This is a genomic window from Devosia nitrariae, from assembly GCF_030160115.1.
Taxonomy (GTDB): domain Bacteria; phylum Pseudomonadota; class Alphaproteobacteria; order Rhizobiales; family Devosiaceae; genus Devosia; species Devosia nitrariae.
In genome coordinates, this window is sequence record NZ_BSNS01000004.1 from 37812 (window position 1) to 59787 (window position 21976).

Consider the following 21976-nt stretch of genomic DNA (forward strand, 5'->3'; position numbering starts at 1 on the left):
TCTGGATATCTATCTCAATACAGGCGGCACCAGTGCCGCATCAACCTCCGGACGGAAATCCGGCTGTATGCCGAGCATGGGTGCAATGCGCTTGATGATGCGGCCGGTGACCTCGCCAGCGTTCCAGCCGGCGGTAGTGCCCGATTGCGGATTCTCCCGCTTGGGCTCGTCCACCATGATGATCATGGCATAGCGTGGGTTGTCTAGCGGGAAGGCCGACCCGAAGAAGTTGGTGACCTTGCTTGATGAATAGCGCCCATCCACCACCTTTTCGGCCGTGCCGGTCTTGCCACCGACTCGGAACCCGAGCGCAAGTTTGTTCATACGCGAACCCGAGCCGCCGGAATCGATGGCGTTGAGGCGCAGGAGATAGCGAATGTACTCGGATACCCTAGGCTGGAGAACCTGTCGGTAGAGCGGCTGAGCCTCCTCGATGGCGCGCTTGTAGAGAGTAGGCGGCACGTAATTGCCGCCGTTCACAAAGGCGGAATAGGCGGTGACCATGTGGAGAGGCGATACAGAAAGGCCGTGGCCGAACGAGGCGGTGGCGGCCCCCACTTCCGAGAACTCCTTGGGAACGCTGGGCAGGCGCATTTCAGGCAGTTCGAAGGGCACGCGCTGATCGAATCCCATGCGGGTCAGGAAGGCGCGGTAGTTCTCCTTGCCCATCGCCTGCATAACGCGGATGGTACCGATGTTGGAGGAGTATTTGAAGACTTCCGGAAGGCTGAGGATACGGTGCTTGCCGTGGAAGTCGTCGATGGTGTAGCGCCCGAAGCGGATGCCGAAGCGTGCATCGAACTGATCGGTGATGTTGACAGCTCCGCTGTCGAGGGCCGCCGCCATGGTAACGGTCTTGAAGATGGAGCCGGGCTCGAAAATGCCCGAGGTGACCCGGTTGAACGAATCCTTGACCAGCGCAGTCGCCGGCTCGTTGGGATCGAAGTCGGGCAGCGACGCCATGGCGACAATCTCGCCGGTATTGACGTCCATGACGACCCCGGCCGCCGCGATCGCCTGGTAGCGGGTGAGCGCATCCAGCAGTTCGCTGTAGACGACGTGCTGGACGCGCATGTCGACGGACAGCTGGACGGGGGCGAGCGCATTGCCGCGCGCCAGACCCAGCTCCTGCAGGAGCGCCACGTTTTCCCCGTCCATATGACGTTCGATACCAGCGATGCCCTGGTTGTCGATGTTGACCGAGCCGAGGATGTGCGATGCCTCGTTCATGCCGGGATAGAAGCGCTTGCTCTCGGTGATGAAGTCGATGCCGGGAATGCCGAGCCGCATGACCCGCTCCTGGATTGCCGGGGTGAGCTCGCGCTCGACCCAAACGAAGCCTTTGTCGCCCGAGAGGCGTTGACGCAGCCATTGCGGATCGAGATCGGGCAGGACCGTAAGCAGCGCTTCCGCCGCCTCGTCGACATCGATGATGCGGCGCGGCTCGGCAAAGAGCGACGGCACGCGGATGTCGACTGCCATCTCCAGCCCGTTGCGGTCAAGGATCGGCGGGCGTGAGGCCTGGATGACATCGCGCGTCTGGCCTTCGATGCGCGTATCGGTTTCGACCATGCCGAGCTGCACGAGCCGTCCGCCGACAAGCGAGAAACCGATGAAGATCGCAAAGATCATCCAGCGGATGCGTGTTTGCGTCAGGTTGCCACGGACCTTGCGCGCCCCGTCGAGCGCGATCGGCAGGCTGGCTTCGGTCATGACCGCCATTATTCGATCTCCTCGAGAATGGCCCCGATGGGGTCGACACCTGCTTCAAGCATCTCGAAGAGGTCGTCCATGGCTCCGGCGTCAGGCTGCGCGGGACGCATCGGCAGGTCCTGGAAGGAGCCGAACTGCTTCGGAGACACCTCGGCAAGCTGCAGTGCCTCCTGGTGTCGGCGAACGATTGGCGCGATGTGGCCGGGCTGGTTGAGCACGGCCCAATCGGCCTTGAGCAGCGAGAGCTTGGCTTCCTGCTCTTCGATACGCGCTTCCAGCGCGCGCTTCTCACCGGCAGTATGCTCGATAGAGAACTTGAGGACGTAGACGCTGGTCAGCGTGACCGTGGCGACGACGAGGAGGAAGAGGTTGAACTTCTGGATCATGCCGCCCCCCTCACGCGAGGAACGCCGAGACCTTCGAAACTCACCGGCCGCGCCGGGGCGGCCGACCGACGCGCTGCCCGCAGGGTCGACGAGCGGGCGCGCGGATTGCGGGCGAGCTCGGCCGGGCCGGGTTTGACCGCCTTGGCGACTCCGACCCAGCGGGGCTCTTCCCGCATCACCTGCGGCAGGTGCCGCGACTGCGCGGGGCCGCCTTTTTCCGGTGCGAAGAAGCGCTTGGCGATGCGGTCCTCGAGAGAGTGGAAGGTGACGACGGCAAGCCTGCCGCCTTCGCCAAGCAGGCGCTCGGCGGAAAACAGGCCTTCGACCAGTTGCTCGAATTCGCCGTTGACCGCAATGCGCAGCGCCTGAAAAGCACGCGTGGCCGGATGCACGTCGCCGGGTTTGCGTCCAACCGCCTTCTCGATCACGCGAGCGAGCTCCAATGTCGTCGCGATCGGCGCGTTGGCGCGCGCGGCGACGATGAATTGGGCGATCCGCCGCGACCTGCGTTCCTCGCCAAAAGCGTAGAGGAGGTTGGCAAGGGTTTCGGCATCGAGTGAATTGACGAGATCGGCCGCACTCGTCCCCCGCCCGCTCATGCGCATGTCCAGCGGCCCCTCGCGCATGAAAGAAAAGCCCCGCTCCGCCTGGTCGAGCTGCATTGAGGAAACGCCGATATCAAGCACAACGCCGTCGACGGCGCCCCTGTCGGCTGCCAGCGTATCGAGCTCGGAAAACGTGCCGGCAATGAAGGTGAAACGGTCCGGAAACTCTTGCACAAGCTGCTCGGCAAAGGGCGTCACGGACGGATCGCGGTCGATGGCGATGACCTCTGCTCCGGCCTCCAGCAGGCCACGCGAATATCCGCCAGCCCCGAACGTGCCGTCGACGATGCGGCTGCCGGCAAGCGGTGCAAGCGCCGTCAGCACCTCGTCCATGAGAACGGGGACATGCACGCGCGTCTGACCGCTGATCTCGGGCTCGGAACGCTCGCCCATCGTCTGGCGCTACTCCACTTCCGGCCGTTTGACCGGTACGCTTGGCGCTGGCGGATGAAGGTGAGCGACAGGCCCGCGATCCGCAGCACAACTAGGCTCCGCATCTGGCGCGGAGATTTGTTCGCACTTTGACCAAGGACGTTTAAGATTCTGTTTCCCATTGCGCGCCGGAACCCGGTCGCTGTGGAAATTCACTCAGTAGTGCGGCGGCGGCCGCTCGATTGTGCCCGCCGCGCGGGCGCCGAGTTCGGCCTCGGCGAGTTCTTCCTCCAGCCGCGCAAGCTTGCGCTGGAGCGCTTCGATCGTCTTCCACTGCTCGGTGATGACCGAATTGAGGTCCTCGATCGCCTGCTCGTGATAGGCGACACGCACCTCCAGCGCCTCGATCCGCTCGGCCTCCGGGCCGGTCACGAAGCGCCTCCTCCGTTGCCCCTGACCAGCCTGCTGTCGAGCAACTCACCGCTTTCGGCGAGGATCGGATAGGCAACGCTCGCGAACAACGAGTTGATGGTCTTGAGCGCCCGCACCGTCTCGAGATGGATGTTGCTTGTCTCGATGCTCTGCGCCGCCCCTTGCCGCAGGCGCTGCAGGTGCCCGCTGGCGCTGGCACGCTCGGCCTGACCCATGGCGTCCTTCTCGGCGAGCAGCAACCGGGCCGACTCCCGATCCTCCGACATCAGCACGTTGAGGGCGAGTTGCATGTTCTGCATCACCCGGTGGTGCAGTTCGTTGAGCTCGCGCCAGCCGGCCGGTGAGAACTTGAGGTTCTGGTCGCGCCGCGTCTCGGCCAGCTTGACGAGCGTTTTGGAGATCGCGTCGCCCACATATTCGAGATTGATGGCGAAGTTGGCGAGCTCGTGCGCTCGCCGCTCCTCCTCCTGCATGGTCGCGGGATAGCTGATCTGGGCGAGGTAAAGCTTGATGTCCTGCTGCGCCTGATCCACCGCCTCTTCGAGGCGCTTGACCTGCTTGATCTTCTCCGGATCGCCGGTCTCGTAAAGCTCCATCAGCGGCTTCAGCATCCGCTCGATGATCTCGGCCATACGTAAGAGCTCGCGCTTTGCACTGGCAAGCGCCAGGGTCGGCTGGCCGACTACCGACGGGTCGAGACACGAGGCCGCCTCGACAAGCGGCACCGGCTCGATCGCCAAGGACTTGATGAAGCGCGTGGCCAGGCGCGCTACGGGCCCGGTCAGCGGCAGGCAGACGACCAGCAGCAACAGGTTGAACACCAGGTGCAGGTTGATGATCTGTCGAGCCGCGCCCTGCCCGAGCATGTTGAGCGGCGGCTGGAGGTAATGGAAGGCGGCGAGCAGAAGCACCGCACCGACGCCGCGGAACAGCAGGTTCCCCGTCGCGATCCGGCGCGCCTCCACCACGCTGTTGCGCGTGAGGGCAAGCGCGATCAGCCCGCCGCCGAGATTGGCTCCGAGCATCAGCGAGACACCGAGCTCAAGCGGCAACAGCCCCTGCGCGGCGAAAGTCGCAACCATCAGGATCGACGCAACGCTTGAATGCACGAGCCAGGTGAAGGCGGCGCCGATGAGGAAAGCGGTGACGAAGTCGTTGGAAAGATAGCCGACGATGCCGGGCAGCATCTCCGCCTCGCGCAGGGGAAGCGTCGCCTCCCCGATCATCTGCAGTGACACGAGGATGAGAGCGATGCCCATGAGGATGCGTCCGCCCTGTCGCCACGGCCGCGAGACGCCTTTGAAGAACAGTGCCCCGCCGAAAACCAGCAGGACCGGTATCAACCAGTGGAGATCGACGGAGAGAATCTGCACGACCAGCGCCGAGCCGAGATCGGCCCCGAGCATGAGGGTCAGGCCCGTCGCCAGCGTCAGCACGCCGCTACCCGCAAACCCGGCGGCGAGCAGCGCCACTGCTGTCGAGCTCTGCAGAACCACCGCCACCCCCGCTCCGACCGCCGCCGCCCGCAGCCTACCGCCCCGGCTCTCGCGCAGCAGGCTTTTCAGTGCCGGCTCCTGGCTGCGCTCGACGCCGGTCCGCACCATGCGTACGGCCCACAGCAGCAGCACGACGGCACCGGCGAGGTGGAGGAGGACGAGATAAAGGTTCATTGCGCTCGATTGGCTCCTGAGTGGGCTAACTGAAAAGGATCGCCGATTTGCGCCTTGAAAAGCAAGGTGTTTCGGATGGCCGGCAGGATGATGAACGGCGGCCCGCCGAGCGGGTTCCGCAGTTCCGGCGCACCGGCACTCCCGATACCCTATTTGCGCTTGTGCAGCCGCACCCATACGCCGCCGCCCGGACGCAGCGTGATCGAGGGCGAGGGCGTGACCGGCCTCTCCATCATCCGCTCGACGTCGAAGTGCCGGGCGATGGTGGCAATCAGCAGCATCGCCTCCATCATGGCGAAGCGATTGCCGATGCAGATGCGCGGCCCGCCACCGAAGGGATAATAGGCGAAACGCGGCAGCCTGCGACGGAAGTCGCCTGCCCAGCGCTCGGGCCGGAAGGTCGTCGGATCTTCGAAATAGCGCGGATCGCGATGGGTGACCCAGGGGCTCATGAAGACCGTGGTGCCCTTGGGAACGTGGTAGGGACCGATCTGGGCGTCTTCCTTCGCCTCCCGTCCGATCGACCAGGCGGGCGGATAAAGCCGCATGATTTCGATGACTGCGTGCTCGGCTCGCGTCAGGTTCGGGATGTCCTCGTGGGTCAGCGGTCGATCGATGGCGATGGCCTTCACCTCCTCGGCGATCGCCGTCTGAATGTCGCGGTATTGTCCGAGCAGGTGAAAGCCCCAGGAAACGCTGATCGCCGAGGTCTCGTAACCGGCCAGCAGCATGTTGTGCACTTCGTCGCGCAACTGCTTGTCCGAGAGCGGTTTGCCCTCGTCATCGCGCCCCGCCATCAGCAGCGACAGGAAATCATTGCTGTTGGAGCCGCTCCTGCGATGGTCCTCGATCACGTCGTAGACCAGCCGTTCGATATAGGACACGCCGCGCCGGTAGCGGATATGTCCCGGCAGCGGCACCCAATCGGGGATGCGCACCGGCCGAGCCACGCGCGCAGCGATCTCATCGATGATCCAGGTGCCCGCCTGTTCGAAATCATCGAGATAGTCGTCGATTTCGGCGTTGAGCAACGATTTGGCGGCGATGCGCAGCGCCAGCTCCATCATCGCCGCATGCAATTCCAGCTCCTGCCCATCTTCCCAGCAACCGACCATACGCTCGGCCATCGCAACCATGTCGGGTGCATAGCTCTGCAGTGGAAGCGTCGCAAAGGCCGGGGCGGCGAGCTTGCGCTGACGCTGCCAGGCCTGTCCCTCGGCGGTAAAGAGCCCGGTACCCAGTAGAGCCTCGAGCTGTCGCCAGAAGAAGCGGTTCTTGATGAACTTCTCGTGCTGCTTGACCATCACCTGTTCGATGAGGTCGGAATTGTTGATGAGCAGCGTCGGCCAGGCGCCGAGCTGCAATCTGGTGACATCGGGATAGGCGCGCGCGCTGCGCTCGAAAAAACCGATGGCATCCTTACGCAGGTCCAGAAGATGCCCGAGCACGGGCAGGCCTTTCGGACCGGTCGGAACGATCGGCGCGACACCGCCGTCGGCGGTCTCTTGTGTAGTCATCGCAATGCCCCCAAAAGCCAGCCTGCCGAAGATGGGAGTTTTGAAGGTGCCACGCAAGTGACCCTGCGGAAGAGAAACGTCAGTTGACCTGTAAGCCGGGTTCTGTAGGGCCGAAGGCTAAAAACCTTCGACGCGATGGCCATTCATCTGCAATGCGCGTTGCCGCACACTTGATGCAACCAACCCGGACGACATGGCCTTGAAACCAGCTGGGGCAAAAGCCCCGCGTCGTCCCTATTTGGTCTTGCTCCCGGTGGGGTTTACCGTGCGGCCCCTGTTGCCAGCGGCCCGGTGCGCTCTTACCGCACCCTTTCACCCTTACCCGTCTCCACCCTTTCGGGCTTCGACGCGGCGAGCCCGCGGGCTTGTCGCGCCGTAGCTGCAGCGCAGCGAAGGCGGGCGGTTTGCTTTCTGTGGCACTTTCCCTGAGGTCGCCCTCGCCGGGCGTTACCCGGCACCGTGTTTCAATGGAGCCCGGACTTTCCTCTCCTTGAGGGAGCGGCCACCCGGTCAACTGACGGAGAGCTTTTGAAACCGATATGGGTGCGCGTCAAGCGCGGTTCAACCGACAAGCCTCGGGCGCGGCGGTTTCATGATGGCGTTGTAGGCGAGGTTGATCGCACTCATCCGCTTGGTGGCGACGTCGATCAGTTCCTCAGGCACGCCCTTGGCGATCAGCCGGTCGGGATGGTGCTCGACCACCAGCAGGCGATAGACGCGCCGCACTTCGTCGCGGTCGGCGCCGGGGGCAAGGCCGAGAACCATGTATGGATCGACCCCTGTTTCGAGTCGCACGTGCTGGGCCGCGATCTGCTCAAATCTGACATCATCAAACCCGAAGATGTCACTGACGTGCTTCAGATAATCGAGCTCGGCCTCGTGCACCATCCCGTCCGCGGTCGCAACGTGAAAGAGGCTGTCGAGCACATGCTCCAGCGTATCGGGACTATCAGCGAAGAACCGCGAGACCTTGCGGGCATACGAATCGTAGCCGGCCACATCCTGCTTGGCGAGATCGAAGACGCGCTGCACCTGCGCCTCGTGACCGGGTGCAATTTCAACAATCGCCCGGAATGCGCGCTCCTCGGAGACCGTGACCGCCCCATCGGCGACCGCCATCTTGGCCGCAAGCGCAATCAGCGCCAGGGTGAATGCCGCGTCTCTTCCGCCCGGCAGCCAGCTGTCGGGATCGAACAGATTCGCCAGCGAACCGGCAATGCCGGTACGTGCGGAAAACGAGCCCACGATATCGGAAAGCTTGCTCCACACGTCCGTGCACTCGACCGGCTTGCTCTTGCAGAGAAATAACATTGCCGGCTCCATTGCCAACAAACGTGAGGCGCACCCCACCCAGAGCGTTTTCGCCAAAAGTGGACACCACTTTTGCGGTTCGAAAACGCGCCAACCCAACAACTTAAACTTTCCGTTCCGATTCAACCGGAACGGATAGGCTTTAGTCGCGCCAGGCGCGATTCAGTTACAGCATAACGGCTCACGAGCGACCGGTCCATGACCGGCGACGAATAGCCGCTATTCAGTTGTAGAGTGGGTAGACTAAAACGACCGGTGGCTCCACGACCTCACGGCGATAGGTCGCGCGGCTGTTGGGCCCCTCATCGAGGAAGAACCCATCCGAATCGTAGCCGGGATCGATCCCGCCTTGCCCACGCGCGGCCAGGAACTCCGAAAGCGGACCGGATTCCCAGTTCTCGAGTTCCTCTGCGGTCACCACGTCATCATACCCCGTCACAGGCTGCGACGGTACCACTGGATAGCTCGGCGTCGCCTGCACGGAAGCCGGAATAACGATCGGCTCGGTCACCGACTTGGGCCGCATGGAAAGCGGCATGGGCACGGGCGCGATCTTGGTGTCGGGCGCGACGATCGCGACCTCGTCGGGTTCGGTTTGCAGGACAGGCGGTTTGGCATCGGTGGCGACGTCTGCCGGCGCGGCCGGAGTAGCGGTCGGCTGTGCCCTTTCAGGCACTGGCGAAGGCTTGGCGGCAACCTCGGCGGGCGCCGCGGGCTCCTCGGGCTTTGCGGCCGGCGCTGCGGCGGTCTCGCTGCCGCCATTGCTGATATAAGACGGCAGTGGGCGGCCCGATCGTAGATATTGGTCGACCGGATCGGCCGTCTCGGCCACTTGTGTCCGCTCAGGCGTCGGCGCCGGGGTCGGCGCGACCTGCGGCGCGGGCGGTGCCGCGATGCCGGCCGTCCGCGTTTCATCGAGTCGAGGCTTGTTGCCAACGTCGATCACCACGGGTGCTCCGGCGACCGCGCTGCCGATGGTTTCCGGCTCACCCATGAACTGGGCGGTCAAGATATCGGCGGAAGGCACGCCCACCACGATAAGCAACCCTGCCCAGGCGAGACCATTGGTCAAACGGCGGCTGATCTGCATCGTTCTTCGTCCTGCTTGCGTCTCCCGCTGAAGGGAAACGAGAAACGCCCATTTGCGCCGACCGAGTCGGTGCTCTCCAGCATCAAGGCTAACGGGATCAAACTGAACGGCAACTGAATGGCCATGGCCCCGGCAAGCCTCACGAATAGGGCGGCTTTTGCCACGCCATTGGGACAAAATGATGGTTAACGCGACCGCTTGAAAGGCGCGCCACCCTATTCGTCGATATAGCGCTCGGAGATCGCGCCGTCGAGGAAGCGCCGCTTCGCGCCAGCCGCGACAGAAGCCTCCATCAGGCGCGCATTGATACCCATTCGGTCGTCACGCCAGTCCGCCGCCGGCCACCAATGGGTGACGCACCCACATTGGCGGCAGCTGTGAAAGGCTAGCGAGCGATCATCCCAATGTAAGTGTGGGTCGCCGGCGGCGCTGGCTCGAAGGTGACGGCGCTTTTTGGATAGTAGGCCCAGAGCACGCCATAGCGCCGGCAGATCGAGCAATTGCACTCGGTGATCTCGGAAGGTGCCGCCTGGACGATGAGGCGCACCGGACCACAATGGCAGGATGCTTCGACAGGCACCACGCTACTCCGGACGCCGCCCGAGCAGCCGGGCGAGCGCGAGGACGAGGTTGGAGCGGTTGAGAGTATAGAAGTGGAACTCCGTGACGCCCTCGTCGAGCAGTTCCGTCACCTGTTCGGCTGCCACCGCGGCTGCCACCAGCGAGTGGGTGTCGGGATCCTCTTCGAGGCCCGCAAACCGCTCGGCTATCCATGTCGGGATCGAAGCGCCGCAGCGGGCGGCAAAACCGGAAATCTGCTTGAACGAATGGATGGGCTGGATGCCCGGTACGATGGGCGCCGTCACTCCCGCCCTTTGCGCCCGCTCGACATAACGCAGGTAGTCCGCGTTGTTGAAGAACATCTGGGTGATGGCGCGGGTGGCGCCGGCGTCGAGCTTGCGCTTCAGGTTATCGATGTCGGTATCCCAGTCCGAACTCTGTGGATGCTTTTCCGGATAGGCGGCAACCGAAATATCGAAATCGGCGATCCGGCGAATGCCGGCAACGAGCTCGGCAGCGCTTCGGTAACCCTCGGGATGCGGCACGAACGGCTGGCCCACACCCTCCGGCGGATCGCCGCGTAGGGCCACGATCCGGTTGATGCCAGCCGCCTCGTACTCCTCGACTACCGCGTCGACCTCTGCCCGGCTCGCCCCGACGCAGGTCAGATGCGCCGCCGCATCCACCCCGCTCTGCGCCTTGATCTTCGAGACCATGCGCAGGGTGCGCTCACGCGTCGAGCCGCCCGCACCATAGGTCACTGAGACGAAGCGGGGCTTCAAAGGCGCCAGCTTGCTGATCGACTCCCAGAATCGCTCCTCCATCGCATCGGTCTTGGGCGGGAAGAACTCGAAAGAGATCTGCAGCGCGGGCCGCTTGTCGGCCACCTGCCGGCTCGGGCGATCGAGATCGAAGGGTGAGAACATATCTTTTATTCCTTGATTGCCTTGTCCATGCCGGCGTCGGCCAATCGCCAGAGGCAGACCGTCAGGCCTGTCTCAACGCTATCGCTGGGAAATTCCCTGTAGGAAGCGACCTTCAGCCCCACGGCCTCGGCCCAACCCTGCATCTGCGCCGAAGACAGGCCGAGGCGGCGGTGTGCATGTTCGGCGCGCAGGAACTCGAATTCGTGCGGCGCGAAGTCGATGACGAGCATCTCCCCACCTGGCTTCAACAGCCGGCGCGCCTCGGCCAGCGTGCGACCCGGATCGTCGAAATAGTGCAGGACCTGGTGCAGCACGACGACATCGGCCTGCCCGGCGGCGGTATCGAGATCGGTGATATCGCCGAGACGCACCTGGGCATGGGCGATACCGGCCGAGGCGAGCTTGGCGCGCGCCACCGCCAGCATTTCCCGGCTCGAATCTATGCCGAGGCCTCGCCTGTAAGTCCGCGCCAGCACTTCGAGCATACGGCCGGTGCCGGTGCCGAGATCGACCATCAGGTCGATGTCGCGGCCGGTGAGTTCGGCCGTGATGGCCGCCTCAACCGCCGATTCCGGTACGTGCAGCGAGCGCAGGAGATCCCAGCTTCCGGCGACCTTGGCGAAGTATTCGCCGGCCTGGGCCTGTTGGGTTTCGCGTACCGCGATCTGCCGCTCCCGATCGCGCTGCAGTTCGGGATCGCTGCGATCGACCCGCTTGATGAGCCAGCGGGCAAGTTCGCTGCCGGGACCGTGCTGGGCCAGTCCGTAATAGGCCCAGGCACCCTCGGCGTTACGCTCGATGAGCCCCGCATCGGCGAGGAGCTTCAAGTGCCGCGACACACGCGGCTGACTTTGCCGGAGGATCTCGGTGAGATCCTTAACCGTATGGTCGCCTTCGGCCAGCAGCGTGAGCAGGCGCAGGCGCGTATCCTCGCCCGCAGCCCTGAGCACGCCCACCAGTGAATCGAGATCGGCCATATGTTACCTTGAGATATAAAGATATCTTTATATCCCTTTGAGGCAAGGGTCCAGAGGTAAGCGATCGATTGCTGCGGGATGCCGTCGGCGCCGGGCGGGTGCCGGTCTGGAGCGGGATGTGAAAAGTGGAATCCGGCTAAAGCGCTGCGACAACAAAGCGTTAGAGTGCGCGACTTGATTCCGTCAAGGCGCCTCGCTCAAGTGTCTCAGGCGATAACCGACAAATGCGATTCGCCTGCATTGCGTTTGCGAAAGGCGTGGTTGCGCCAGAGATCGAAGATGCCCCGGGCTTCCTCATGCGTCAACGCGTTGTAGCGGGTGAGGATGTTCTTCTTGTCGGCCTCCGACGGCAGGTCACGCCACGGCAGCGTGGCGATCACACCCGAAAAGAGGTCGGCGTTGATCCCGAGCGTCTTCAACGCCACGGAGATTGCCGCGTAGTCCTGCATTGCCAGCCATTTGACCAGCACCTCGGGCGCAATCTTGAGCATCACCGAAAGCGCGGCGGCCGCATGGTGGCCGTAGCCGAAGCGGGCGAAGCGGGCGAGCGCGCGGTCGTTGAGCTGCTTGCGGTCCGATAGCGCCTTGACCTGGTTGTAGGCGACCTTCCATTCATTGGCATTGAACCCGGCCCGATTGCGCAGTCGCGTATAGACCACCGCATTGACCTTGTCGGCTGCTACCGGGTCGATGGGACTGTGCGCCTGTCCCAGTGACTCGAGCACCCTGCCGGCGACCGAGTCGATTTCGCCACGTAGCGACTTCCAGTCGATCTCGGCACGCCCGCGCAGATCGTCGGCGATCTGCGGGTCCTTGCTGGCGCGTTCGACCAGCCTGTCGAGCGCCGCCTGACCGAGCTCGGCATTGGGGTTGCGTACGAGCTGGATTACCGAACCGGTGCCGCCATGCTCGGCGATCGCTTCTCCGACCCGCTCGGACACGTGCCGGCGCGATGCAATGGCCGTGCGATGCTCCTCGCCATGATTGGCGATGATCTCGATGAGGTCGTCGTCGCTGAGAACGTTGGAAAACTCGAGCAGTGGCTTTGCCACCTCGATATCATCGTTGGCGAGCTTGACGACGACCGTGCCCGGTGCGCGCGCCAACGGCGCCAGGAGCTTGGCCACATGCGCCCGCGCCTCGACTTCGACGAGTTCTGCCAACTGGCAGAGCACCTCGTCGTACTGGGCCACCTGCTCGTCGTCGCAACGGTCCGAAACATAAGCGAAGAGCTGTGCCATATTGCGGAAGAGCTGCTCGCGCTCCCCCGAGTGCACGTCTTCGTTCAGGGCTCTAAAGGTCGAGAACGCACGTTGACCTTCGTTGAGTTCGCTCATGGCACCCTCCCGGCATCCTGCCGCCATTGGTTTGAACGAGACTGTCAAACGAACTCTCCCACCCGCTTTAGGAAGCGAGCCGGATTTGATTCAAGTCTTATCGAATGCACATGGCGGAAGGCCCAGTCGGTCCGCCCGGGCCTCTATACGGCGTGCCTTCAGGAACGATGCCAGCGGCATCGCGCTCTCGCTAAGCGGGAGTGCGCAGGCTCCGCCGCTGCCGCAAGCCATCGGCGGTGAAGACGGCAATCGAGAGCCAGATCAGCGCGAAGCTGAAGAGGCGGGTCGCGTTGATCGGCTCGCCGAAAAGGAAGATGGCGACGAGGAATTGCAGGGTGGGTGCCAGGTACTGCAGCATGCCGATGGTCGTCAGCCGCAGGCGCTGAATGCCATAGGCAAAGAGCATCAGCGGCACCGCCGTCGCCGGCCCGGTCATCACCAGCAGGAACAACATTCCCGGGTCGGCGTGTGGGCCCGGCCCCTCAGTGGCGATGGAATAGAAGATATAGAGGAGCCCGATCGGCGCCAGGATCAGCGTCTCGACGAAAAGGCCCGTGCCCGATCCGACCGATGCGGTTTTGCGCAGGAAGCCATAGAAGCCGAAGCTGAATGCAAGGCCGAGCGCGACGAACGGAACGCTGCCGATGCCTGCCGCCTGCACCGCGATGGCCACACACGCGATGAGGATGGCGACCATCTGCAGCCGGTTCTGCCGTTCGCCGAGCAGCGCCATGCCGATGGCCACGTTGACGAGCGGATTGATGAAATAGCCGAAGCTGGCTTCCAGGACCTGCTCGGTTTCCACGGCCCACACATAAAGCAGCCAGTTGCCGGCCAGCACCACGGCGCAAAGTGCCAGCCGCCGCAACTTTTTCCCGTCGGCGAAAACCGCGCGCACCTCGTTCAGGCGCCTGCTGAAATAGAGAATGATGCCGAGCAGAACCAGCGACCAGACGGTGCGCTCGGCCACGATCAACATCGATGGCACGCCTTCGAGCAGGCGGAAAAGAATGGGCAGGAAACCCCAGAGGCCATAAGCACCGAGCGCGGCCCAGATGCCGTCGTTGACGCTTGTCCGCTTGGGGTTTGGCGAGCCGTCCCCCTGTGTCGCGACGGCGACTTCGGGCGCGGTTTCGGGCAAGGACATGAAATTCTCTCCGCGCCCTGATGGGGACGCTGGCCCCTCCTACCAGTCCGGTGCCGCCTCTGCCAATCAGAGTTTGTGATGCCCAGCGGTCGCCGGCTGATGGCACCACCCGCAACTGCACCTCTTCACATGTTCGCTCGAGGACGCGACAATGAGAGCCTTGCGACAGATCGGGCCGCCATCATCTTATCCAATTGCCGGCCCAACCTTTTTGCGTTTGGCAGCGTTTGCCGGAAGGCGGCCCCCGCCGGGCCTGGATGCAGATCACGGAGAACGACCATGAAGAAGACCATCACCTGGGTTTTGATCGCCGACGGCAGCCAGGCCCGCGTTCTCGAGAACACCGGTCCCGGCAAGGGATTGAAGCAGGTGCGCGGTCTCGACTTTTCCATTCCTGCCCTGCAGGGCAAAGACATCAACGCCGATAGGCCCGGGCGGGCATTCTCCTCGGTCGGCCCCGGCCGAAGCGCCATGGAGCCCAAGACCGACCCGGTCACGCACCGAGAGGCCGAATTCTGCCGGTCGATGGCCGAGATGCTCGACAAGAGCCTGCAGAAGGGCGCGTTCGACCGTCTGGTGATCGCCGCCGCGCCCATTGCACTCGGTAACATCCGGAAGGCGCTCTCGCCGCAGGTCAAGAAGTCGGTGATGGCCGAACTCGACAAGGACCTGACCAACACACCGACCAACGCCCTCGAAAAGCACCTCGACGGCATCATTGCTGTCTGAAACGCCTGTCAGACCAAGGGGATGACAGGCCTGCCGGAATCAATCTGCCAAGCGCCTGAATCACTTTGGCAACTGGTTGAATCGGCGCGCTAGAGCGATTTCAGCAAAAGTGGACACCACTTTTGCGGTCCGAAAACGCGCCAGTTCAAAGACTTAGAGCTCCCGTTCCGATTCAATCGGGACGGGAAAAGCTCTAAGGCGCTGATTCAAATCTTGAGGTCCGGTACTCGCGCCGGCAGCCTTTCCGGGAATTCATTGCCGTACCTACGCTTCTGCCCCGGTGATGGCGGCGAGGAACTCGAGGAGCAATGAGTTGAAGAGGTCCGGCCGCTCGAGCGAGGGCAGATGCGCGGTGCCCTCTATGACGATAGCGAAGGCGTTGTCGAATTCATCGGAAAGTTCGTCATGCCGGGCGATGACATGCGGGAAATCGAGGCTGCCGACGGCAAGAAGCACCGGTGCGGTGATGCCGGCAAGATAGTCGAGCGCAGCGTCGGGCGGCTCCTCCTGCGTCAGCTGCGGTTTGGCCAGCGCCGTTCCGTTCATCGCAAAAAACAGGTCCCGCACCGGCCCGGATACGCGCCCGTTCCGGCTCATCGGCCCATCAAGCCAGGCGTGCGCCTCGACCTTGTTGAGCATGTCGATGTCGCCGCGATCCTCGGCAATCTCCATTGCCTCGATAAGCGGCAGGATCTCGTCGGGCAGCTCCGGCTCCGGCGCTCCGCTCAAGGCCGTTCCGACCAGCACCAGACCGACCACACGCTCGGGATGCTCGAGCGTGAAGTCGATGGCCAGCGCCCCACCCATCGACGCGCCGACAATAACGGCCGCATGGACGCCCAGATGCGCCAGCACCACCTCGAAATCCTTGAGGTGACTGAACGGCTCGTCCGTGCTCTCGCTCTCCCCGAAGCCCCGGCGGTCATAGGCAACTGCCCGGAACCCGGCTGCGGCGACGGCTTCCATCTGGGACGCCCACAGGCGCTTGTCGGCAACGCCCGCATGGAGGAAGACAACGGGCAATCCCTTGCCCGTCTCGAGGCCGACGAGGCGGGCAGAACCGGTCTGGACGGTGAAGGTCTTGAGAGGCATGCACGTCTCCGAATGGTCGCGCTTGCTATCACCTCGGCCGCAAGGTGAACAGCCTGGCACTCGTTATCGGCACTGCGGAACGTTGTGGCTACCGGCACCGAACCACCAGGCACGACCTCCAGCCTGCACCGCTACCGCGTGAGCGGCTTGTACGTCGCCCGCTTCGGATTGACCGCCTCCGGCCCAAGGCGACGCACCTTGTCGGCCTCGTAGTCGGCAAAGTTGCCTTCGAACCACTCGACATGGCTGTCGCCCTCGAAGGCGAGCATGTGGGTGGCCAGCCGGTCGAGGAACATGCGGTCGTGGCTGATGATCACGGCACAGCCGGCAAATTCCTCGAGCGCCTCCTCGAGGGCGGCCAGCGTCTCGGTGTCGAGATCGTTGGTCGGCTCGTCGAGGAGGAGCACGTTGGCGCCCGATTTCAGCATTTTGGCGAGGTGTACGCGGTTGCGCTGGCCGCCCGAGAGGTTGCCGACCTTCTGCTGCTGGTCGCCGCCCTTGAAGTTGAAGGCCGAGGTATAGGCGCGCGAGTTGACCTCGCGTTTGCCCAGCGTGACGACCTCGTTGCCGCCCGAGATCTCCTCCCAGACTGTCTTGTTGGGGTCGAGGGCGTCGCGGCTCTGGTCGACATAGCCGAGCCTGACCGTCTCGCCGATGGTGATGGTGCCGCTATCGGGAGATTCCTGGCCTGTCAGCATCTTAAAGAGCGTCGACTTGCCGGCGCCATTGGGACCGATGATGCCGACGATCCCGCCCGGCGGCAGCTTGAATGAGAGGTCGTCGATCAAAAGCCGGTCGCCGAAGCCTTTGGCCAGCCCCTCGACGTCGATGACGTTCTGGCCGAGCCGCTCTCCCGGCGGAATGACGATCTGCGCCTGCGAGGACTGGGTGCGCGCCTCGTTGATCTTGACCAGCTCGTCATAGGACTTGATGCGCGCCTTGGATTTCGTCTGCCGCGCCTGAGGAGACTGGCCCATCCACTCCCTTTCACGCTGCAGCACCTTGAGGCGCGCTGCGTCCTCACGCTGCTCCTGGGCATAGCGCTTGGCCTTGGCCTCGAGATAGGCCGTGTAGTTGCCCTCGTAGGGAATACCCCGGCCACGGTCGAGCTCGAGGATCCAGCCGGTGACGTTGTCGAGGAAATACCGGTCGTGGGTGATGATCAGCACCGAGCCGGTATATTCGCGCAGGTGCCGCTCGAGCCAAGCGGTCGTTTCGGCGTCGAGATGGTTGGTCGGCTCGTCGAGGAGCAGCAGGTCCGGCTTGGAGAGGAGCAACTGGCAAAGCGCTACCCGGCGCTTTTCGCCGCCGGAAAGGTTGGTCACGTCCGCATCGGCCGGTGGACAGCCAAGCGCTTCCATGGCCACCTCGACCTGCGATTCGAGGTCCCAAAGGTTCTGCGCGTCGATCAGGTCCTGGAGCTTGGTCGCCTCGTCGGCGGTCTCATCGGAATAGTTCATCATCAACTCGTTGTAGCGGTCGACGATGTCCCTCTTCTCCTTGACCCCCATCATCACGTTGCCGATGACGTTGAGCGCCGGATCGAGCTGCGGCTCCTGCGCCAGGTAGCCGACGGTCGCCCCCTCGGCCACCCATGCTTCGCCGGCAAATTCGGTATCGATCCCGGCCATGATCTTGAGGAGCGTCGATTTGCCCGAACCGTTGGGGCCGAGCACGCCGATCTTGGCGTCGGGGTAGAACGAGAGATTGATGTTGTCCAACACCTTCTTGCCGCCGGCATATGCCTTGGACATTGCGTGCATGTGGTAGATGAACTGGCGCGCCATGAGGGCTCGGTCCTTTGGGTCGGTCTGAGGTTTGGGGCCGTATTTAGGGGATGCGCCTGGGGACGGCAATGCCTGTCGTCCCTGCGCCCGGCGCCGGCGTTGGAACAGGGGGGACGACTTGCCCGTTGCCTACTCTGTTCCAACGGATGCGCGAGCGAATGGCCAATCTCTGGTACAAGAACGCCATCGTCTACTGCGTGGACGTCGAAAAGTTTATGGATTCCGACGGCGACGGGGTCGGTGATTTCGCCGGCCTCGCCCATCGCCTCGACCACCTCGAGCGACTGGGCGTCACCTGCATCTGGCTGACGCCCTTTTACCCCACGCCCAACCGCGACAACGGCTACGACGTCACTGACTACTACAACGTCGACCCGCGCCACGGCACGCTCGGCGACTTCGTTGAATTCATGCACGCAGCCGAAGATCGCGGCATGAGGGTGATGATCGACCTCGTGGTCAACCATACCTCGATCGACCATCCCTGGTTCCAGGCGGCTCGCTCCCGTGCCGACTCGCCCTATCGCGACTGGTACGTCTGGAGCAAGAAGAAGCCCGCCAATATCAGCGACGGTGTCGTCTTCCCCGGCGTCCAGAAATCGATCTGGTCTTACGACCGCAAGGCGCGGGCCTGGTACCTGCACCGGTTCTACCGGCACCAGGCCGATCTCAACGTCAAGAACCCGGCGGTGCGCGAGGAGATTCTCAAGATCATGGGCTTTTGGCTGGCCCTCGGCGTCTCGGGCTTCCGCATCGATGCCGTACCCTTCCTCATCGAGCCAAAGGACCCGGAAAGCGAGCTCAATCCGGATCCCTATGCCCTCCTGTCCGACATGCACGACTTCATGGCCTGGCGGCGCGCGGGTGCCGTGATGCTGGCCGAAGCCAACATCGCCTATGATGTCGCCGGCCAATACTTCGACGCCGGCGACCGCATGAGCATGATCTTCGACTTCGTGCTCAACCAGTATCTGTTCCTGGCCCTCGCCCGCCGTTCCGCCGAGCCGCTGCGACGCGCACTCAAGGATCGTCCTTTACCGACCGGCATGGGCCAGTGGGCAACGTTCCTGCGCAATCACGACGAGGTGGACCTTGCCCGCCTGTCACGGCAGGAACGCGAGGAATGCTATGCCTCCTTCGGCCCAAGGCCCGACATGCAGCTCTATGGCCGCGGCCTGCGCCGGCGCCTCGCCGGCATGCTCGACGGCGACCAGGCCCGGCTCAAGCTCGCCTTTTCACTGCTTTTCGCCATGCCCGGCACACCGGTGATCTGGTTCGGCGACGAGATCGGCATGGGCGAGAACCTTTCCCTGCCCGAACGCCACGCCGTGCGCACGCCCATGCAATGGGGCGACGAGCGCAACGGTGGTTTCTCCTCAGCGCCGGCAGACAAGCTGGTCAATCCCGTGCATCCCAGCGGCCGGTTCGGTTATCGCGAGGTCAATGTTGCCGAGCAGGTCCGCCGCCCGGACTCGCTCATGCACGTCGTCGCTGCGATGATCAGCACGCGCCGGTCCACCCCGGAGATCGGCTGGGGCGACGTTCAGCTCATAGACGTCGGCAATGACGATCTACTCGTCGTCAGCTATCTGTGGCGATCCAACCGCGTCATCACGGTCCACAACTTCACCGACGGCAAGGTCCCCTTTCCGCTCAAGGTCGATGGTGTGCGACGCTTTGTGCCGCTGCTGACCAGCTCGGAAGGCCTTGACCCTTTCGCCGCCGATCAACCGATAGGGCTTGGCCCGTTCGGCTATTGCTGGCTGCGGTGCGAGGGCGAGCGGCGCTGAGAACGGTGGTCAGATGCCGAGGACGGACCGCAGGGCCTCGTCCTTCTCGGTCTTCTGCACGACGACGCCTGACCAGCCGAGTCCGTCATATTCCTGATAGCCCAGCGTCTTGGCGAACGCGACGATGTTGCCGGCGCCATCCTGATAGCTGCCGCGGCTTCGACCGTCGTGGCGCAGGTCAAACCGCTTCCACATCAGTTCCGGATCGGTCGTGGCGATGACGCGATCCCGACCATCGAGCAGCAGCACTGCTGTGCGGTCCTTGACTTGCACCGGCAGCGCCGCCTCCGTCTCGACGATGGCGCGGCCCTGTTCCTGCCAATCGAAATAGACGCCGAGGGTGCCGAGCACGGGGCCGTCGGTGCAGCCGCCCCGTCGCACTGCCGTCGAATAAACGAGGACCTCGCGCCGCGCGTGCTGGGCGCTGAGCTCGACCTCGCCCACGAAATAGTCCTCGCCCGAGGCCAGGTTGCGCGCGCTTCTCACCCACTCCGCAGAAGAGAGATCGGCGCCGGCCAGGGTCTTTGCAAAAGCCGGATTGGCACTCCCCACCACCCGGCCCTGACGGTCGGTGAGCACGAGGTCGATATAGACCGAATAGAACCTGTTGATCGTTGCGAGCCTGTCGGCGGCAAAGGCGACAGCATCCGCGCCGGGGTCCTCGAGCGCCTTCCAGAAGGCGGCGTCGGTTGCCCACCAGCGCACGTCCGCGGTCCGCTCGTAGAGATTGCGCACGATGAGCTGCACCAGCGTTTGCGCGAGGTCCGCGAGGCGCACACCCTCGAGGTCGTCGACCAGCGTTTCCGACATCGAACGACTGATGGCGATTCGCCCAAGGACCACTTCCTGGAAGCGCCCGGCGATATCGGCGGCCCGGTCGGCCAGCCTCTGCACTTCGTCGGCAACGACGGCGAACCCCTTGCCAGCCTCGCCGGCCCTTGCCGCCTCGATGATGGCATTGATGGCAAGAAGCTTGGTCTGCTTGACGATCTGCAGGTTGGAGCTTGAATAGCTCTGCAGCTCGCCACTGATCCCGTCCATGACCACGCGCATCGCACGCGGAGAGGCCGCAACTCCGGGCGGAAGTTTGCTGTCCAGCTTCATGGGCGTGCACCGCGGGGGAAGCTAAAAGCCAACTGCCCTGCCCCCCAAAAGCAAAGCAGCGAAACTTTTAGCCAGTTGTGCTTACCGAACGATTAAGCTGAGCGGCCACTCGTGGCCGTCGTGCCTGGAGGGATGCCCGTCCCTGACTTGATTCGCGATGGGACCGGTTTTCGCGAGAACATCGAGAAACCATCAGAGACCACTTCGAGTCTTTGCTACCGCTCGAAGGGTTCAGATCTGTTGCGCGATCGCTGCCTTGTCGATGATCGACCACACTCTCTGAACTCTCCCAGCGGAAAACTCATAGAACACGTTCTCTGCGAATTTGATGCGTTTGCCGTTGACGGGGAGGTCAAACAGCATCCCGCGGGGGGTGCAATCGAAATGCAGACGGCTTGCAATGCGAGGCGGATCGGAAACCAGGAGTTCGATCCGGAAGCGAAGATCGGGAATTGCCCGAAAGTCGCCCTCCAGCATTCCGCGATAGCCTGTCAGGCCGAGAGGGGTTCCGTTGTATTCCACCGCATTATCAACGAACAGGCCTAGCTGGCTCCAGTCTTGCCTGTTCAGGCAATCGATATAACCGCGATAGATCTCACACAGCTCGTCGCGGGTCATGCAATTTCCTATCTCCGAATGCTGAAGGCGACTCAAAGGAAGTCGGACAGGGTGCAATCTTCCGAAATCAGCGTCCGCGTTGTCGGCACCGGTGACCTGGAATTGATTTCATCAAATCACGTCGCGCTCTAAGCGATCTCGTCGAGCAGCCATTTGCCGATCGGCCAGGTGGCCGAGAAGTGCTTGAAGCAGGCATCGAGGAAGCCCGCTTCCCGAGCCGCCGCGGCCGGCAGCTCAGTGCCCGCCGTTAATCCTTCATAGAGCAGGAACTCGGCCCGATCTGCATCGGTCTCGAAACCGCGCGGCGCCGACTTCCGGGTCTTTTCGCCGATCTCGTAAGGGCCAGCAGCCTTGACTTGTTCGACCGCCCCGACCAGCGCCTTGCCCGAGCGCGGCAGCACCACCGCGTGGCGGAAGGAATCGAGCCGCTCCTTCTGGAACCCGTGCATGCCCGTGCCGAGATAGACCTTCTCCGCCGTCAGGCGAAACCAGAAACCGGGACAGTCCCAGCCGCGCCGCTCGCCATGCCAGAACCAGAGATCCAGATGATCCTTGTACGGGCGCTTGTCCTTGGAAAAGCGGATGTCGCGGTTGATCCGCGAGATGGAGCCGTTGATTTTCGGCTCGAACTGGACGGTCGGCGAAAGTGTCCTCAGCCGCGGGCCCATCGCCGTAACGAATGCCCGGCCCGCCTCGACATAGCCGGCCTCGTAGAGTTGGCGGTTGCTTTCAAACCAGGCTTTGTCGTTGTTGGCGGCGACGCCGGCCAGGAACTGCGCCGTCTCCTTCGGAAACCCTACGAAATCGTCCAT

At 63.4% G+C, this 21976-nt stretch carries 20 protein-coding genes and 1 other RNA gene; 2 read left to right on the top strand and 19 right to left on the bottom strand.

All coding sequences use genetic code 11. The annotated features are described in order from the left end of the window. Positions 1–9 precede the first annotated feature (9 nt). The 14 genes from QQK18_RS03710 to rarD form a co-directional block, all read right to left on the bottom strand. Positions 10–1722 (bottom strand): peptidoglycan D,D-transpeptidase FtsI family protein, encoded by a 1713-nt coding sequence (locus tag QQK18_RS03710; RefSeq protein ID WP_284338940.1) that lies wholly within the window; start codon positions 1720–1722, stop codon positions 10–12. Next, on the bottom strand, positions 1722–2099 hold the full coding sequence (gene ftsL, locus QQK18_RS03715; protein ID WP_284338941.1) for a cell division protein FtsL: 378 nt from the start codon (positions 2097–2099) through the stop codon (positions 1722–1724). The genes QQK18_RS03710 and ftsL overlap by 1 nt, the downstream gene beginning before the upstream one ends. Beyond that, entirely contained in the window at positions 2096–3097 is a 1002-nt protein-coding gene (gene rsmH / locus QQK18_RS03720) for a 16S rRNA (cytosine(1402)-N(4))-methyltransferase RsmH (RefSeq protein ID WP_284338942.1), read from the bottom strand. Before rsmH ends, ftsL begins: the two co-directional genes overlap by 4 nt. A 195-nt stretch (positions 3098–3292) precedes the next feature. Then, the gene (locus tag QQK18_RS03725) at positions 3293–3508 is read right to left on the bottom strand and encodes a SlyX family protein (protein ID WP_284338943.1); all 216 of its coding nucleotides are present in this window, start codon (positions 3506–3508) and stop codon (positions 3293–3295) included. Further along, a complete protein-coding gene (locus QQK18_RS03730) occupies positions 3505–5178 on the bottom strand; it encodes a Na/Pi cotransporter family protein (RefSeq protein WP_284338944.1) in 1674 nt (557 codons plus the stop codon). Before QQK18_RS03730 ends, QQK18_RS03725 begins: the two co-directional genes overlap by 4 nt. A 149-nt stretch (positions 5179–5327) precedes the next feature. Next, on the bottom strand, positions 5328–6695 hold the full coding sequence (locus QQK18_RS03735; RefSeq protein ID WP_284338945.1) for a cytochrome P450: 1368 nt from the start codon (positions 6693–6695) through the stop codon (positions 5328–5330). Between the two features lie 75 nt (positions 6696–6770). Continuing rightward, an RNA gene (gene rnpB, locus QQK18_RS03740) (RNase P RNA component class A) lies at positions 6771–7213 on the bottom strand. 43 nt (positions 7214–7256) lie between these two features. Beyond that, entirely contained in the window at positions 7257–8006 is a 750-nt protein-coding gene (locus QQK18_RS03745) for a J domain-containing protein (RefSeq protein ID WP_284338946.1), read from the bottom strand. 223 nt (positions 8007–8229) lie between these two features. Continuing rightward, positions 8230–9096, bottom strand: a complete 867-nt coding sequence (locus QQK18_RS03750) for a hypothetical protein (protein ID WP_284338947.1) — start codon at positions 9094–9096, stop codon at positions 8230–8232. A 385-nt stretch (positions 9097–9481) separates the two neighbouring features. After that, complete coding sequence (locus QQK18_RS03755; RefSeq protein ID WP_284338948.1) at positions 9482–9676, bottom strand: GFA family protein; 195 nt, start codon at positions 9674–9676, stop codon at positions 9482–9484. A 4-nt stretch (positions 9677–9680) separates the two neighbouring features. Beyond that, complete coding sequence (gene metF, locus QQK18_RS03760; RefSeq protein WP_284338949.1) at positions 9681–10583, bottom strand: methylenetetrahydrofolate reductase [NAD(P)H]; 903 nt, start codon at positions 10581–10583, stop codon at positions 9681–9683. Positions 10584–10588: 5 nt separating this feature from the next. Next, entirely contained in the window at positions 10589–11560 is a 972-nt protein-coding gene (locus tag QQK18_RS03765) for a metalloregulator ArsR/SmtB family transcription factor (RefSeq protein ID WP_284338950.1), read from the bottom strand. Positions 11561–11766: 206 nt separating this feature from the next. After that, entirely contained in the window at positions 11767–12897 is a 1131-nt protein-coding gene (locus QQK18_RS03770; RefSeq protein ID WP_284338951.1) for a DUF2336 domain-containing protein, read from the bottom strand. 190 nt (positions 12898–13087) lie between these two features. Further along, complete coding sequence (rarD, locus tag QQK18_RS03775; protein ID WP_284338952.1) at positions 13088–14044, bottom strand: EamA family transporter RarD; 957 nt, start codon at positions 14042–14044, stop codon at positions 13088–13090. A 279-nt stretch (positions 14045–14323) separates the two neighbouring features. On the opposite strand from rarD, the gene QQK18_RS03780 reads away from it, so the two are divergent. After that, positions 14324–14773, top strand: a complete 450-nt coding sequence (locus QQK18_RS03780) for a host attachment protein (RefSeq protein WP_284338953.1) — start codon at positions 14324–14326, stop codon at positions 14771–14773. Positions 14774–15037: 264 nt separating this feature from the next. On the opposite strand, the gene QQK18_RS03785 is transcribed toward QQK18_RS03780, so the two are convergent. Beyond that, positions 15038–15865, bottom strand: coding sequence for an alpha/beta fold hydrolase (locus QQK18_RS03785; RefSeq protein WP_284338954.1), 828 nt, complete (start codon positions 15863–15865; stop codon positions 15038–15040). Between the two features lie 131 nt (positions 15866–15996). Further along, a complete protein-coding gene (gene ettA / locus QQK18_RS03790; protein ID WP_284338955.1) occupies positions 15997–17652 on the bottom strand; it encodes an energy-dependent translational throttle protein EttA in 1656 nt (551 codons plus the stop codon). Between the two features lie 158 nt (positions 17653–17810). Between ettA and QQK18_RS03795 the strand changes: the two genes are divergently transcribed. After that, positions 17811–19442, top strand: a complete 1632-nt coding sequence (locus tag QQK18_RS03795; protein WP_284338956.1) for an alpha-amylase family protein — start codon at positions 17811–17813, stop codon at positions 19440–19442. A 9-nt stretch (positions 19443–19451) separates the two neighbouring features. Here the strand turns inward: QQK18_RS03795 and QQK18_RS03800 are convergent, their stop codons facing one another. The 3 genes from QQK18_RS03800 to QQK18_RS03810 all read right to left on the bottom strand — a co-directional run bounded on the left by QQK18_RS03800 (position 19452) and on the right by QQK18_RS03810 (position 21976). Next, the gene (locus tag QQK18_RS03800; protein WP_284338957.1) at positions 19452–20546 is read right to left on the bottom strand and encodes a methyl-accepting chemotaxis protein; all 1095 of its coding nucleotides are present in this window, start codon (positions 20544–20546) and stop codon (positions 19452–19454) included. Positions 20547–20777: 231 nt separating this feature from the next. After that, a complete protein-coding gene (locus QQK18_RS03805) occupies positions 20778–21164 on the bottom strand; it encodes an ester cyclase (protein WP_284338958.1) in 387 nt (128 codons plus the stop codon). 128 nt (positions 21165–21292) lie between these two features. Continuing rightward, positions 21293–21976, bottom strand: a complete 684-nt coding sequence (locus QQK18_RS03810; RefSeq protein ID WP_284338959.1) for a DUF2461 domain-containing protein — start codon at positions 21974–21976, stop codon at positions 21293–21295.

Bases quoted from the DNA above. Each gene is read 5' to 3' on its own strand.
- QQK18_RS03710 (WP_284338940.1), bottom strand. From the start codon at position 1,722: ATGGCGGTCATGACCGAAGCCAGCCTGCCGATCGCGCTCGACGGGGCG.
- ftsL (WP_284338941.1), bottom strand. From the start codon at position 2,099: ATGATCCAGAAGTTCAACCTCTTCCTCCTCGTCGTCGCCACGGTCACG.
- rsmH (WP_284338942.1), bottom strand. From the start codon at position 3,097: ATGGGCGAGCGTTCCGAGCCCGAGATCAGCGGTCAGACGCGCGTGCAT.
- QQK18_RS03730 (WP_284338944.1), bottom strand. From the start codon at position 5,178: ATGAACCTTTATCTCGTCCTCCTCCACCTCGCCGGTGCCGTCGTGCTG.
- QQK18_RS03735 (WP_284338945.1), bottom strand. From the start codon at position 6,695: ATGACTACACAAGAGACCGCCGACGGCGGTGTCGCGCCGATCGTTCCG.
- QQK18_RS03745 (WP_284338946.1), bottom strand. From the start codon at position 8,006: ATGTTATTTCTCTGCAAGAGCAAGCCGGTCGAGTGCACGGACGTGTGG.
- QQK18_RS03750 (WP_284338947.1), bottom strand. From the start codon at position 9,096: ATGCAGATCAGCCGCCGTTTGACCAATGGTCTCGCCTGGGCAGGGTTG.
- metF (WP_284338949.1), bottom strand. From the start codon at position 10,583: ATGTTCTCACCCTTCGATCTCGATCGCCCGAGCCGGCAGGTGGCCGAC.
- QQK18_RS03765 (WP_284338950.1), bottom strand. From the start codon at position 11,560: ATGGCCGATCTCGATTCACTGGTGGGCGTGCTCAGGGCTGCGGGCGAG.
- QQK18_RS03770 (WP_284338951.1), bottom strand. From the start codon at position 12,897: ATGAGCGAACTCAACGAAGGTCAACGTGCGTTCTCGACCTTTAGAGCC.
- rarD (WP_284338952.1), bottom strand. From the start codon at position 14,044: ATGTCCTTGCCCGAAACCGCGCCCGAAGTCGCCGTCGCGACACAGGGG.
- QQK18_RS03780 (WP_284338953.1), top strand. From the start codon at position 14,324: ATGAAGAAGACCATCACCTGGGTTTTGATCGCCGACGGCAGCCAGGCC.
- QQK18_RS03785 (WP_284338954.1), bottom strand. From the start codon at position 15,865: ATGCCTCTCAAGACCTTCACCGTCCAGACCGGTTCTGCCCGCCTCGTC.
- ettA (WP_284338955.1), bottom strand. From the start codon at position 17,652: ATGGCGCGCCAGTTCATCTACCACATGCACGCAATGTCCAAGGCATAT.
- QQK18_RS03795 (WP_284338956.1), top strand. From the start codon at position 17,811: ATGGCCAATCTCTGGTACAAGAACGCCATCGTCTACTGCGTGGACGTC.
- QQK18_RS03800 (WP_284338957.1), bottom strand. From the start codon at position 20,546: ATGAAGCTGGACAGCAAACTTCCGCCCGGAGTTGCGGCCTCTCCGCGT.
- QQK18_RS03805 (WP_284338958.1), bottom strand. From the start codon at position 21,164: ATGACCCGCGACGAGCTGTGTGAGATCTATCGCGGTTATATCGATTGC.
- QQK18_RS03810 (WP_284338959.1), bottom strand. From the start codon at position 21,976: ATGGACGATTTCGTAGGGTTTCCGAAGGAGACGGCGCAGTTCCTGGCC.